Consider the following 14,145-nt stretch of genomic DNA (forward strand, 5'->3'; position numbering starts at 1 on the left):
GCCGGTCGTCGCTTCAGTGAACCGACACGTTCTGCGGCGGCAGCGGCGACTTATCATCTGGTGACACGCCTGCAATCCAGCCCTCTTGCTCGCGTAAATCGATGAGATAAACATCCTGCGGACCGCCGAGCTTGCGCCAGTTGCTACTAAAGAGAAGGAATTTGCCGCTGCGGGAAATCACCGCATTGGGTTGGTCCCAATAGATGTTGTAGGAATAATCCCCCACCGAAAAGCGCTGGCTGCGGTGATGCGCGATGCGCCGCACATGGCGCGAGCCGTCGAGTTTCACGGCAAAAATCTCGTCATCGAAAGGGTGCACGTTTTCATCGGCAAGATGCTCGGGCGAGCTGTAGGTGCTGATGATCGCCCAGCCGGGCACGTCAAAGTTGCGGCAGGAAACCAGGCGGCTCAAGCCCCAGGCACAGCCGAGCAGATCGGTTTTCTCGCCGTTGTCGAGGCGGTATTTCTCGAGGTGCCGCAGACGGTCGGGATAGGTGGCTTCGGCATTGTCGGTCACGTAGACTTCCTGGCCCTCTTCATCATAGCCCAAGTCGGCGTGATCGCTGAAGGGGTAATAGGCAAAGGGCATGAGTTCGAGGTTCGGCGCGCGATAAACATCCAGGCCCTGCCACTGCCCGTCGCCGTGCGGGGCGCCCACCAAAACCACAAGATACTTTCCCGAGGGCGACGCGCTGACCCAATCCACCGTATGGCCGGTGGCGGCGATGGTCGCGCCCACCCGCTGCCGGCTGGCAAGATCGAATAGAAAAAACTCCTGCAAGCCGGTGGACCACGGCCAATTTTTGCCGGCCAATCCCACATAGCGGCCGTCGCGGCTGAAGTTGCCCTCATCGAAATCGGTGACAAACTGATATTCGGGGAAAGTGTGCACTAAACTGGTCTGTCCGCTGGCGAAATCGTGCACCATGATTTTGTTGGCATCAAACCAGTAGAGCCGATTGGGATCAGTGGGATGCCAGCGCGGTTGCGGATCGGTTTGCGTGTTTTTCACCGGCGCCCGCTGCAGATAGGCGCCGGCAATCGAGTAGACGTGCCATTCGCCGCCGCGGCGATAGATGAGAATCCGGGATTCATCGGCATTGAAGGGGTTGAGCTTGGCATAATAGCAGATGAAGCCGTCGCTGCCCTGTGCCGCGGCGTCGGTCAGCCGCATGATCGTGGTGCCGAACACGGGATCTCGATAGCGCGCACCCTTGGCCGGTTTGGCCAGTGCCGGCTCGGGTAGCGGATCATGCGAGCTGATCATGCCGGCGGCTTGCGGAAGCCCGCTTTGCGCCAGTGCTGCCCACGGGCATGCCAGCAACAAACTCCCCACCCACACACCCAATTCCTTTTTGAGAGAATGCCTCACAACAACACTCCTCGTCGTTGCGGTGATCTACAGCAAGAATGATAGTTTATGAAAGTCTGATTCGCGCCAACCGCGCCACCGCTCGTGCTGCGACGCGAACCGGGAGAAAGGCGCGCAGCATTCGTCATTCACCTGCCGGTTCGCCGTTCGCCGGCGCCACGCCGACCGGCAGTGGTTGCAGCCGGCAAGCGTGGCAGCGCCGCACGTTATCCATTTCTTGCGCCTCAGGCAAACAAATTTTGCTTAACAATCTGCCGGTTGCCGGAGCGCGGCGCGGCGTAAGGAAATTACAGCGCCGCAAGAATCCTGGCACGCTCTTCGCCAATCGGCGGTGCTGGCCGGTATTCTTACGGCATCCGTACCGCCACCCAACGTGGCAAGCCAGGGGGTAGGGTGGCGGCGCCAACTACTGCGTTGCTGCAGGATGACAACGCTCTGCTCACCTGTAATCCGATTCATTCATGCGCAAGCCGAATGCTGCGGAATCTTTGGTGGCTCTGATGGTGGGCGCAGGCATGGCTCTGCGCTTGATCAATCTTGGGCATCTCAACTTTTGGGGAGACGAATCCATCACTGCCCTGGCGGTGCAGGGCATCCTGGAGCACGGCTACCCGCAGTTTCCTTCGGGCATGATCTACTTTCGCGGCCTGCCCACGCTCTACCTGTGCGCCTTGTCTTCACTGATTTGGGGCGTGAATGAGTGGGCGTTGCGCCTGCCCAGCGTCCTGTTCAGCAGCGGCACGATCGTGCTCGTCTACCTGCTGGGCAAGCGCCTGTTCTCGATCCAGGCCGGTTTGCTCGCCGCCTTCCTTCTGACCTTTTCCTATTGGGATTTCGAGTTTGCGCGACATGCGCGGATGTACTCCGGCTTTGCCTTTGTGTTCCTGCTCACGCTCTATGCCATGTATCGCGGCGTGGTGGAAGGTGAGCGGTTCTGGTATCGTGCCAGTTTGGTGTGCGCGGCAATCGCAATCCTTTTCCACGAGTTGGGATTGACCCTGGCGCTGGTCTACTTCGCGCTGGGCATTCGTGCGGGCTGGCCGCAGCTCACCCGGCGGCGGCTGTTTGGCGCGGCGCTGGCGCTGATGGCATTGGCCGGATTGCATTTTTCCCTGGTGCAATACGGCTTTGCCATTCCCGGCAAGCTGCACGGCCAGCAGGAGGTTTTGTATCCCACCAACCTGGTCAGCTCGTTCCTGGACAAATTCTACGGCCTGCTGCCGCGCCAGGTGTTCCTGGATTTGTGGCCGATGGCGCTGCTGCTGCTCTTGTTGGTCATTTTGGCGAAGACGCGGCACATCGAGGCGAAGGTGATTTTTTCCGGGAGTTGGTTGCTGCCGGTAGCCGCCTTCCTTGCCGCTTATGGCCAGCATTTGACCCTGGCGCTGCTGCTCATCGCCATCTACTTGTTCTTCACCGGCAAGGGGCTGCACGGCCTGCGCGAGCCGGAGGTGAAACTGGCGCTCACGCTGATCGCCGTCATGTTCGGTTTTTGGATGATACATGACTGGCGCTTGGGACTGGAGGGCGGCATAACCGGAGCGGCAGAGCGGCTGCGCGCGCTGCTCAAACTGCAGCTCGGCTTGCCCAAACTTTATTTCGTGGGTTTCCTTTACACCTTCCCCAAGATGTCGCTGCTGGTCCTCGCTGGGCTGCTTTGGTTGTTTCATATCAATCGTATGCCGAACGGCACGGCCACCGCATACTTTGTCTGCCTGGCGTTTGTCGTGCCGATGCTTGCCACCGGCTACATCAAGACCAACTGGGTGGAATATCGCTTGAATTTCCATCTGAATCCGCTGTTCGTTTTGATCCATGCGTGCGTTTTTTGGGGCATATTCACCCATGTGCGCGGGATCTGGACCACAGCGGCACGCTGGCAGGCTGCGCTCTCCGGCATGCTGGCGGCGCTTGCGTTTGTCGCAGTCAGCGAGCAGATCTATCCGCCGCGCCTGGTCGAGGTGCTGGCGCGCACCTATGGCAGCCCGGTCGATCCCCGTTCCGCGCCCGGCTCGCATTTTCGCCTCATGCCGGATCACGCGCATGCGGGAGAATTCGTGCGGCGCAGCAAGCAGGAGGGTGACGTCATCATTGCGATGGATTGGCTGGCGCAAAGTCACTACCTCGGTCACATTGATTTCTGGCTGCGTTCCGACGCCTTCGTGCCGCAAACCTACCGCCTCAGCGGAAACTATTTCGACATCTACACCGGCACGCAGGTGGTTTCGAATCTCGCCGAACTGGAGCGCGTGATCACCGAATACTCGGGACGGCGCATTTGGATCATTACCGCCTCGCCTTACACCGAAGCCGAACTACACATCTCCTCCGAAATCATGGATTTCCTGCGCACCCGGCCGCAGCACGTGGTTTTTCAAGGCCGGGATGCCAAGTCGCTGGTCTACCTGTTTGCGCCGCCCTCCTGCCGCCCGGCCTACGCGCAAGAGCAACTCACCCAATCCGCCGGGCAGCCCTGTGCAGGTACGCAATTGCACTAGAATGCCGGTAACCAATTGACATCAAAGTGGCCGTTTGCGCGGAGGCACCGCCCGAAGTGCTGCGCTGCGCCCTTCACCTCAGTTCGTTCCCTGTGATGGCGGGGAGTCGCCAGGCTTCTTGCATGAAAGTTCAGGACTATGCTGCGAAATCTTGACCGAAGAACTGGAGCCGTTAAGGGGAGTCTGGTTGCACGTGTGTTGGGGCGGCAAACACCCGTGCCCAGCACGCCGGCGCCCCTCGCTGCGCTCGGCACGAACGCCAACGATTTGGCGCGCTCCTTCATGCTGCTTTCCCTCCATCCTTCGCTAAACCAGATCTACAAGCGCATAGTCCGAAGCGTGGACAGCCAAATACCACTCTTGTTGAGCGGCGAAGCCGGCACCGGCAAAGAAGTACTGGCACGCGTCATCCACAGCGCCGGCAGGTTTCGCCACACGCACTTCACCGTCATTCCCTGTGCGGTGGCGACGGAAGAAGAATTGGAGTTGGCGCTCTTCACTGCCGCCGATGCCACCGCAGGCATGGCTCACAGCCCCGCCGGCAATCAGGCTGCCGAGGCGGCGGTAACGCTGTTTTTGAAACATGTCGAAGCCAGCTCGCCCGCGCTGCAACAGCGACTGATCCGGCTGCTGCAGGAGAAGAGCGTGGTCCACCCGCTGACACGCGAAACCAGACGGTTGGCTCTGCGGGTGCTCGCCTCCTCGCGCAAGATTGTGGAACAGGAAGTGGCGGCCGGCAATTTTCGCCGGGATTTGTTTTACCGCCTAACCATCACCGCACACGTGTTGCCGCCGTTGCGCGAGCGCAAGGAAGACATTCCGCACTTCGTGCGCCATTTCGCGACGCGCTACGCCGCGCGCTTGAATGAGCCGGCGGCCACCTTCAGCGCGCCGGCGCTGGCCGCGCTGCAAGAATATGACTGGCCCGGCAATATTCGTGAATGCCAACGGGTGGTTTGGCAATCCTTGTGGCAACGCTCGCCCAAGATCCGGGTCATTGACAAAATCAAATGGGGGACGGTGGAAAATCCGGTGGTGGCACCGGACTTGGCAGAGGGGGCAGGCGCTGGGGGCAACGGCAACCTGCCGGGCGACAAACTTCTGCCGCCGGCGGCCTCGCCCGCAAGCAACGCGAGCCGCATTCAGGCGCACCAACCTCAATTCGTCTAAATCTCCGATTACGGGCGCTGCTTCATGCCGGCAGCGCTCTTGGCAGCTTCTCCACGCAAGGAGGCAGATAGAATGGATTTCGACAAACTCCAATTAAGGGAGCACTGGCACATCATCTACAAGCACCGCAAGACGGTGCTGTTGGCCATGGCGGCGCTGGTGCTTCCGCTGCTGGCGCTGCTGTTGTTGAGCAAGCCGCAGTACAATGCGTCCATTGCCCTGTCGGTCACAGATGATGCCGTCACCAGCCTGTTGAGCTCGGACATCGACGTCAGCCCCGACCTGACCGTCGGAAACTACATGGACATTCTCACCAGCCAGAGCTTCGTCGATCGCGTCACCCGCGCCGTCGCGCAAAACGTGCCGAATTCCGCCGGGGCCGCCAAGCTCAAAAAAGCCAACGGCGATTCCACTGCGATTGCCAAGGCGCACCGCGAGGCAATGATCTATCTGCTGGATCACATGCAAACCGATCATCGTGGCGGCAATGTCATTCGCGTCACTATCGAATCCGGCAATCCGGAAGAGGCCTACCAACTGGTGCGGACCATCGGCGAGGAATTTCGCCGGCAGCATCTCGAGACGATTCAGCAGCGCATCGATGCCCTGCATGCCTTCTACAGCGACCGGTTGCGCCAGACTTACCAGCGCGTGGTGGAAGCCGAGGAGCGGCTGGCCGGATACCAGCGCGCGCGCGGCATTGCCACCAAGACACGTGAATCCGACCGCATCAGCGAGCGCATCGAAGCCTTCGAAAATCAGATCGTGGATCTCATCAGCCAGCGCGAACTGCTCGCCGAACGGCGGCGCACGCTCGAACAGCAAATCGCCCAGCTCAAGGAAAAGGCACCGGCGCTGGCCACCATGGAATCCCAGATTCCCCGCATCGAAGAGCTGAAACGCCGGCTGCTCAACCTGCAAAGCCAGATGCTGGCGCAATCCGTGCTCTACACCGACAAGCATCCCAAAGTGCAAAGCTTGAAGCGCGACGTTGACGCGACGATTCATGAGCTGCGCGGCTTCGCCAGCGCCTCTTCCACCCCGGATTCGATCAAACCCACCGACCCCGCCATCATCTGGCATGATCTCTACGTCGAAAACCTGCTGGCGGAGGTGGAATACAACAACCTGGTCAGCAAAATCGCAACCCTGCAAAAACTGGCGAACGAGTATCGCAATCGCGTTTTCGAACAGCCGCCGGAAGAGCAACAGGAACTGCTGAAGCTGCAGCGCGAAGTGATCGTGGCGCAGGATGCGCATCAGGCCATGCTGCGCACCAATGAGAAGATCCAAAGCCTGGAAGCGGAGAAGGCGCTCAACGTCAGCATCATCGAACCGGCGCAGCGGCCGCTGAAACCGGTGCCGCGGCGACGGCCCTTCAAGATGATCATGGGCGCGATCATCAGCGTGATTTTGGGGGTGGGCCTGGCCTACTTGCGCGAGGCCATCGACCGTTCGGTGAAGACGCCGGAGGAAATCGAAAAGAAGCTGGGCTTGTCGGTGCTGGGCTACGTCGTGGATGCCAGCACTTCGCGCAGCACCAGCACCAATCTCGCCGACAAGCTGGTGCTGCTGGAGGAGCCCGGCTCGGAGCTCGCCGAGAATTTCCGCGCCCTGCGCGTCAACACGGATTTGGCGCTGGCAGAATGCAAAAACGGCCAGATCGTGATGGTGACCAGCCCGGGCGTGGGCGAAGGCAAATCCACCATTGCCGCCAACCTGGCGGCGAGCTACACGCTCTTCGGCAAACGCACGCTGCTGCTCGATACCGACTTGCATCATCCCACCATGCACCTGCGCCTGGGGGTGCAGCACGATGCCGGTTTGTCGAACTGGCTGGCCGGCGAGATCCGGCCGGAAAACATGCGCAACAGCGTGACGCTGAACGGCTCGGCGCTGGACTTCATCACCACCGGCACACGCCAGGTCACTTTCCAAAAGCTGTCGATCAGCTCCAAGATGCAGTCACTGTTCGTCTCCTTGCGCGAGCAGTATGATGTCATCATCATCGATGCGCCGCCGATCATCCCGGTTTCCGATCCGCTGCTGCTGGTCTCCGATGTCGATTTGATTCTGCTCACGCTGGAATCCGGCCGAACGCCGATGGAAGCGGCAAGGCAGGCGGTGACCCTGCTGCGCCGCGCCAAGGCCCAGGCGCTCGGCGTCGTGCTCAACCGTCTGCGCCTGGAAGAACAGTACGGCCCGGATCGCTATCAACCTTCTTATCTGCTGGGCCGTCGCGCACTGCTGCCGGAAAGGGCAGGAACGAGCGCATCATGAGCGCGCGGCAACGACAAGATCAGCTCAGCCGGTACTATCCGATGGTGGTGGTGCTCGCTTCTGTGCTCGTGGCCTTGCTGGTGGCGCAGTTTTCCGCGGGCATTGCTGCCGGCCTGGTGCTCGGCGGCATCCTCGCCGTGCTGGGCCTGGTGCATTACGAAGTACTGGTGCACGGGCTGATCGTGCTCCTGCCGCTGCAGTCCTCCCTGCCCTACAGCTATCAGGCTTTGCAGACCTTCAATCCGTTCAATGCCCTGGCAGCGGTGATGTTCGGCACCTGGTTCGTCAACGCCATGTTGCAGCGCCGGCGCCTGCTGCACGGCAGCGTGATGAATCTGGCGCTGCTGCTGTTCTGTCTGCTGTGTTTGGCTGCGCTCTTGAAAACCGCGAACGCGGCAGGCAGCGCTTACATGGCAGAGCAGTTCAACCCGCTCAAGCGCTGGCTCAGCCCCATGCTGCTCTTTTTCCCGATCGCCAATGCCGGCTTCAGCCGCCCGGCCCTCAAACGGCTGGTGACCACGGCGGTGGTGATGTGCGGCGTGGTGACCTTGTGGACCGTCAAGGATCTCGTTGCGCTGGGGTGGGCGCAAATCTCCGAGGAAAACCGCATCGGCGGGCCGTTCGGCTTCGGCGGTGAAAATGATTTGGCCGCCTTCTTCGTCTACTACCCGGTGCTGGCGCTCACCATTGGCTTGAGCCAAACGCGCCTCGAGCGGCGTGTTCTCCTGCTCGGTCTGTTCGGCCTGGCGATGATTTGTTTGCTGCTGCTGCTCTCGCGCGGTGCTTATCTCGGCATGCTGGTGGTGCTGGCGTTCATCGCGCTGGTGCGCCACCGCTGGATGATTCCGCCGCTGGTGCTGGCCGTGATGTTCTATCAGCTCTGGGCGCCGGGGACGGTGCAGGAGCGCATGGAAAGCACGCAATTGCAGACCGCCAACGAGTCGGTCGGCGGCCGGGTGCCGGCGCCGTACGAGTCGGAACGCAATCTCGAGACCAGTTCCGCCTTGCGCTGGCGCATCTGGCGCGGCGCGGTACGCATCATCGAGAGCCATCCGGTCACCGGCACCGGCTACAACACGTTCAGCATGGCGATTCCGGCCTACGCCAACATCGAGCGCAACATGGATGCCCACAACATGTTCTTGCGCGTGGGCGCGGAGATGGGCGTGTTCGGGTTGCTCAGCTTCCTGCTGATTCTGTTCGTGCCGTTTGCAACGATGCAACGCATCTATCGCACCACGGCCGACGGATTCATGCGCGGCTGGATGCTGGGCGGCATGGCAAGCATACTTGGCATTGTCGTGGTCAACATTTTCGGCTCCCGCTTTGTTCGGGAGGAGTTGGTGGGACTGCATTGGGTTCTGGTGTCCCTCACCTATGCTTATGTCTATCTGCGCCGGCGGCGGCTGGCGCAGCGGTCGCCCGCCGGTGCGCCGGTTCTCCTACCGGTGACCGAGGCGGCTGCCGGCCGTCACGCCTCGGCTTCCTTGTTGCCCGATCGCAGATAATGGCCGCACCGGTTGCAATTGTCTATTTGACCGATAAGCTCACACACGGCGGCACCCCGCTGCAAGTCGTGGAGCTGGCGCTGCACCTCGACCGCCGGCAATTCCAGCCGCATGTGATCGTGCTCTCGCAAGTCGACCAGGTCTTGCGCGAGCGCCTGCAACACGCCGGCATCAGCGTGAACGTGATCGGGCAGGCGAATTGGGTGCAGCCCGGCGCGGTCGCGGCCGCCGGCAGGTTGTACCGCTGCCTGCGCCACATTCGCCCGCGAATTCTGCACGCGTTTTTGGCAACCGGCAACGTGCTGGGTGCGCTGTTGGGCAAACTCGCCGGCGTGCCGGTGATCATCACCAGCCATCGCGACCTCGGCGGGTTCGACGGCGTGCACATCGTCCGGCTGAACGATTGGATCGACCGCCACCTCGCCACCACCGTCACGGCCAATTCTCGCGCAGTGCGCGCTGCCGTGGCGCGCCGTTCCGGCAGGCAGGCGGAGGCGATTTCCCTGCTCTACAACGGTATTGACGCCGACCGCATCGCCGGCGCCGCCGACCGGACCGCCAAGCGCCGCGAGCTGGGCTTGCCGCCGCAGGCGCTCGTCATCGGCGTCATCGCCAACTTCCGCGCCGCCAAGGGGCACCGGTATTTGTTGCAGGCCTTTGCGCTCATCGCCGGCCGTTTCCCCGACGCTCTGCTCGTGCTGTGCGGCCAGGAAGCGCAAGCCGGACAATTGCGCGAACTGCAGGGCTTGGTGGCGGCCTCCGGCCTCAGCGGCCGCGTGCGGTTCCTGGGACCGCGCCGCGACATCGACGAGGTGTTGCACACTCTGGATGTTTTGGTTTCGCCTTCGCTGTCCGAAGGCTTTTCAAATGCGATATTGGAGGCGATGGCCGCCGGTTTGCCGGTCATTGCCACGCGCGTGGGCGGGAGCACCGAACAGGTGGCGGACGGGATCACCGGCTTGTTGGTGGCGCCGGCCCAGGTCACGGAGCTGCAACAGGCGTTGCTCACGCTGTTGGACTCTCCCGCGCTGCGGGCCAGGATGGGCGAGGCGGCGCGCGCACGCGTACAGGAATGTTTCAGTGTCGAGGTCATGGCGGACAACCATGCCCGGCTTTACCATGATCTTTTGCGTGTGAAGGTTTGATTCGATTACATGACCCATTCATTAGGACGATTTCTACGCCACTCCTCCCACTACTCCATCGGTGAGATTCTCATTCTGCTCTCGACTCTGGTGTCGTTTCCGGTCACCACCCGCATCTTCGCCGTACACGAATACGGCCTGATGAATCTCATCTCGAATGCACTGCTCGTGCTGGTGGCATGCGCCAAATGCGGCCTGCAAAACAGCGTTGTCCGCTACTATGATGAATATGCCGAGCACAAGCAGCCGCACAGCGTGCAGACCTTCATCTCCTCGCTGCTGCTCGGCGGCCTGGCGGCGGCGGCGGCCTTCACCGCGTTGTGGATCGTGGCGACCACGAGCTTTTCGGAGTTCTGGTTCGGCGAAAGCGTTTTGCCCAGCCTGCTGTTGCTGAGCAGCGGCTTGATCTTTTTGCGCGCCGGCGAAAGCCTGCTGCTCGCCTTCCTGCGCGCGGAACAGCAGACCATTCTCTTCAACGGCTATCGCGTGATCGCGAAATATGTCACGCTCGCCGCGATCTTGGGCACGCTGTTCTTCATTGCGCGCACGCTCAGCGGCTTCTACAGCGCGCAGTTGTTCGCCATGAGTCTGGCGTTTTCGACCCTGCTGGCGTTGCGCTTGCGCAAGACGCCGCTGCACTGGCGGGATTTTTCCGCCACAGTGTTTTGGCAGGCACTGGTCTACGGTTTCCCGCTCATCGGCTTCGAGTTCTTTTCCATGCTGCTGGCTTACATCGACCGCTACCTGATTCACTTTTTCCTCGACGCCACCGCGGTGGGCCTGTACAGCGCCTCCTACAATCTGGCCGATTATCTCAAAGACATCGTGGTGCTGCCGTTTGCCAGCGCCATCATGCCGGTGTACATGCAAACCTGGGCCAAAAAAGGCAAGGAAGAGACCCGCAAGTTTTTGCAGAGCGCATTGCGCACTTATGCGCTGTTCGCCGCCCCGCTGATTTTCGGCTGCGCCGCGGTCGGCAACAACTTCATCCGCGTGGTGGCCTCGGAAAAATTCGTCGCCGGCAGCGCCATCATTCCGTGGACCATCGTCGGCCTGATGATCAACGGCGCTCTGCCCATTCTCGCCGCCAGCCACTACATCCAGAAGAAAACCCGGCGGCTGGTCGGCATCCTCACCGGCGCGATGCTGGTGAACCTGCTCGCCAACTGGCTGCTCATTCCGCGGCTCGAGATTCTCGGCGCGGCCATCGCCAAACTGGTGAGTTATCTCTTCATGGCGGTCGTGGTGACCCTCTACACCAAGCGCTTCCTCGGGCTGCAGGTGCCCTGGGTGGCGGTGGGCAAATATCTAACTGCGGGTGCCCTCATGTATCTGGCGGTGGCCAGCGTGCATATCTCGACGCCGTTGGTCGATCTCATGGCGGAAACCGCGGTGGGCGCTATTGTTTACTTCGCGGTGGTGGTGACCATCGATGCCGTCTTTCGCGAGAATCTCAAAACGTACGTGCGCCGGCGCCTCGAGCTGTTGCGGCGCGGCTGAGCCAGCGTTTTCGGTGAATGCAATGACCAGCACCAGCAAGCAGCGAATCGCCTTTCTGCTCTCCCAGTTTCCCTGTTTCGATGAAACGTTCATTCTGCGTGAGATGACGGCGGTGGCGGCCGCCGGCTTGGTGTTCGACATTTACTCGATCAAAAAATCACGGCAACGCGTGCGCCATCCGCAAGCCGAAGCGCTGATGCCCCATGTCATTCACCGACCCTTCCTGCTGTCCTGGGAGTTGTGGCTGGCCCAGCTTTACTTTATGGCGCGCCATCCGGCGCGTTATGTCCGCACGCTGTTGCGGCTGTGCTGGGACAGCCGCCAACGGCCCAAAACATTGCTGAAGAACCTGCTGCTCTTTCCCCAGTCGGTCTGCTACGCCCGCCTCGCGCAGCGCCGTGGGGTCACCCTGGTGCATGGCTTTTGGGCAACGTTTCCGGCAACGGCAGCGTGGATCATTCACCGCCTGACCGGCTTGCGCTACAGCTTTTCCGCGCATGCGCATGACATCTACGAAGACGACACCCTGCTGGTCAACAAGCTGCGCGCCACCGATTTCGTGATGACCTGCACCGCCTACAACCAGGTGCATCTCACCCAGCTCGCGCCGGAAAAGGGCGGGGACATCAAACTCGTCTATCACGGCCACGATCTCGCCGCATTTCGCGAAGATGCCCAGAACAAAGACGCCCCGGCGGAATTTCTGCGCATCCTTTCCATCGGCACCTTCTACCGCACCAAGGGCTTCGATACGCTCATCGAAGCTTGCGCGGTGTTGAAACGGGAAGGCGTGCCCTTGCAATGCCGGATCGTGGGAGAAGGTCCGGAGAAGGCGCGGCTGCAAGCCCTGATTCGCAGCCGCGGACTGGAGCAGGAGGTCACGCTCCCCGGCTATCTTTCGCAGGAAGCGCTGCGTTCGCTGCGGCGCTGGGCGGATGTTTTCATCCTGCTGCCGCGGCCTTATCTGCATTGGGGCATTCCCAACGTTTACATCGAAGCGCTGGCCAGCGCCGTGGCGGTGATCGCCACGCCGCTGAATGCGATCGGCGAATTGATCGAACCCGGCCGCACCGGCTTGATCGTTGCCGCCGACGATCCCACCGCCGCGGCTGCCGCGCTGACCCGTCTCTTTCGAGACGCGGAGCTGCGGCGCAATTTGGCGGCCGCCGGCCAGCAGCGCGTACGACAATTGTTCGACGAGCGCATCAACTCCCGGCGCGTGGTCGAGCTTTTCATGGAAAGATTGCAGCACGAGCGCAACCACCGGCCGCGCCGTGTCGCGCAGGCACCGCCGGTGACCTAGTGGTCTGCTGCCTCCATTCTTGGAACCGGTCCTACGATATGTCGCGCCGGCGAATCTTGTGGAATATGCGGGTCGGCGCGGTCGCCGGCCGAAATGTTCATGGCAAACTCGAGAACAAAAACCTCCTCTTCTTTGCCTCTCAGCGTCCTGCACCTCATCGAAGACCTGGATCAAGGCGGGGCTGAGAAAGTGCTGGTCAATCTCGTTTCCGGTTTGAATCGCGGGAGATTCTCGCCGCTGGTATGTTGTCTGCGGCACCAGGGCGTGCTGGCCGCGGAACTGGAGGCACGCCGCATTCCGGTGGTGGCTTTGCACAAAAAAGCCGGCATCGACCTGGGGCTGCTCGGCCGTTTGCAGCAGCTCCTGCGCACCCACCGCGTTGCAGTCGTTCATTCTCATGTTTTCACCGCCAACTTGTGGGGCCGATTGGCGAGTCTGCTGGCCGGTGTGCCGGTGCGCATTTCGCACGAGCATTCGACTTTTACCGTTGATGACCGGCTGCGCCGCCGCATCGAGCGCTTGCTGGCGCCGCACACCAGCCGCATCATTGCGGTTTCAGAACAACTGCGCGGCCGATTGCTGCGCGAGTGCCGGCTGCCCGCGGAAAAAGTTGTTACCATTCACAACGGCCTGCGCCTGCCGCTCACCCGCAACCAGCCGCGCCAAACGGAGCTGGTGCGCGAGCTTGGCCTCGAGCGCTTCAGCCACCTGATTGGCGCGGTGGGCCGGCTGGAACCGCGCAAGAACTTTCCGCTGCTGCTGCAGGCGATGGCGATCGTGCTGCAGGAATTTCCCCAAGCCGGCTTGTTGCTGGTGGGCGCAGGGCCGGAGTCGGAACGATTGCAGCAGGAGGCGGCAAGGTTGGGATTGCGCGAGCAGGTTGTCTTCGCCGGGCAGCGCAACCAGGCGCATGAGCTGTTGCCTCTGCTGGCGGCGTTCTGCCTGCCTTCGCAAACCGAGGGAATTTCCATGGCGATTTTGGAGGCCATGGCCGTCGGCGTGCCGGTGGTGGCCACGGCGGTCGGCGGTAATCCGGAAATTATTCCAGAGCCGCGCCATGGCTTGTTGGTGCCGGCCGGCGAGGTGAATGCCCTCGCGGCAGCGCTTCTGGAGACTTTGCGCGATCGCACCGCGGCGCAATCACGAGTGCAAGCCGCGCAGAAATTCGTGCAGCAACATTTCACCGAAGCGGCCATGATTCGCAACGTGGAACAACTCTATGTCGAGGCGGTGGCGGCACGGCGTCGATGAAGCTACAGTCCCGGCGCCGCACTTGATCCTGCCAATCCTGCTCATGCCGTCGATTGCCATCGCGGTGCAGGCGGGCTGCAGCGGGAAGGAATCACGCCCAAGCGTCACAAGTTCGCGA

General features: G+C 61.5%; 9 protein-coding genes. 8 read left to right on the forward strand and 1 reads right to left on the reverse strand.

The annotated features are described in order from the left end of the window. Positions 1-13: 13 nt before the first annotated feature. Positions 14-1,372 (reverse strand): hypothetical protein, encoded by a 1,359-nt coding sequence (locus tag L6R21_22170; protein MCK6561914.1) that lies wholly within the window; start codon positions 1,370-1,372, stop codon positions 14-16. A gap of 461 nt (positions 1,373-1,833) precedes the next feature. Between L6R21_22170 and L6R21_22175 the strand changes: the two genes are divergently transcribed. From L6R21_22175 to L6R21_22210, 8 genes are all read left to right on the forward strand, one after another. Next, a complete protein-coding gene (locus L6R21_22175) occupies positions 1,834-3,870 on the forward strand; it encodes a glycosyltransferase family 39 protein (protein MCK6561915.1) in 2,037 nt (678 codons plus the stop codon). Between the two features lie 216 nt (positions 3,871-4,086). After that, positions 4,087-5,040, forward strand: coding sequence for a sigma 54-interacting transcriptional regulator (locus tag L6R21_22180; protein MCK6561916.1), 954 nt, complete (start codon positions 4,087-4,089; stop codon positions 5,038-5,040). A gap of 72 nt (positions 5,041-5,112) precedes the next feature. Then, on the forward strand, positions 5,113-7,320 hold the full coding sequence (locus L6R21_22185) for a polysaccharide biosynthesis tyrosine autokinase (protein ID MCK6561917.1): 2,208 nt from the start codon (positions 5,113-5,115) through the stop codon (positions 7,318-7,320). Next, positions 7,317-8,828: an O-antigen ligase family protein gene (locus tag L6R21_22190; protein MCK6561918.1), complete on the forward strand. Its 1,512-nt coding sequence runs from the start codon at positions 7,317-7,319 to the stop codon at positions 8,826-8,828. The genes L6R21_22185 and L6R21_22190 overlap by 4 nt, the downstream gene beginning before the upstream one ends. After that, a complete protein-coding gene (locus L6R21_22195) occupies positions 8,828-9,973 on the forward strand; it encodes a glycosyltransferase (GenBank protein ID MCK6561919.1) in 1,146 nt (381 codons plus the stop codon). Before L6R21_22190 ends, L6R21_22195 begins: the two co-directional genes overlap by 1 nt. A 9-nt stretch (positions 9,974-9,982) precedes the next feature. Next, the gene (locus L6R21_22200; protein ID MCK6561920.1) at positions 9,983-11,473 is read left to right on the forward strand and encodes an oligosaccharide flippase family protein; all 1,491 of its coding nucleotides are present in this window, start codon (positions 9,983-9,985) and stop codon (positions 11,471-11,473) included. A gap of 22 nt (positions 11,474-11,495) precedes the next feature. Continuing rightward, positions 11,496-12,776 carry a glycosyltransferase gene (locus tag L6R21_22205; GenBank protein ID MCK6561921.1) on the forward strand — a complete coding sequence of 427 codons (1,281 nt, stop codon included), beginning with the start codon at positions 11,496-11,498 and terminating at the stop codon, positions 12,774-12,776. A gap of 99 nt (positions 12,777-12,875) precedes the next feature. Then, positions 12,876-14,027 carry a glycosyltransferase gene (locus tag L6R21_22210; GenBank protein ID MCK6561922.1) on the forward strand — a complete coding sequence of 384 codons (1,152 nt, stop codon included), beginning with the start codon at positions 12,876-12,878 and terminating at the stop codon, positions 14,025-14,027. The last annotated feature ends 118 nt before the right edge of the window (positions 14,028-14,145 follow it).

The organism is bacterium, assembly GCA_023150945.1.
GTDB lineage: Bacteria > Zhuqueibacterota > Zhuqueibacteria > Zhuqueibacterales > Zhuqueibacteraceae > Coneutiohabitans.

Coding starts and splice junctions, on each gene's coding strand:
- L6R21_22200 (MCK6561920.1), top strand. CDS start 9,983: ATGACCCATTCATTAGGACGATTTCTACGCCACTCCTCCCACTACTCC.
- L6R21_22175 (MCK6561915.1), top strand. CDS start 1,834: ATGCGCAAGCCGAATGCTGCGGAATCTTTGGTGGCTCTGATGGTGGGC.
- L6R21_22185 (MCK6561917.1), top strand. CDS start 5,113: ATGGATTTCGACAAACTCCAATTAAGGGAGCACTGGCACATCATCTAC.
- L6R21_22195 (MCK6561919.1), top strand. CDS start 8,828: ATGGCCGCACCGGTTGCAATTGTCTATTTGACCGATAAGCTCACACAC.
- L6R21_22210 (MCK6561922.1), top strand. CDS start 12,876: ATGGCAAACTCGAGAACAAAAACCTCCTCTTCTTTGCCTCTCAGCGTC.
- L6R21_22190 (MCK6561918.1), top strand. CDS start 7,317: ATGAGCGCGCGGCAACGACAAGATCAGCTCAGCCGGTACTATCCGATG.
- L6R21_22205 (MCK6561921.1), top strand. CDS start 11,496: ATGACCAGCACCAGCAAGCAGCGAATCGCCTTTCTGCTCTCCCAGTTT.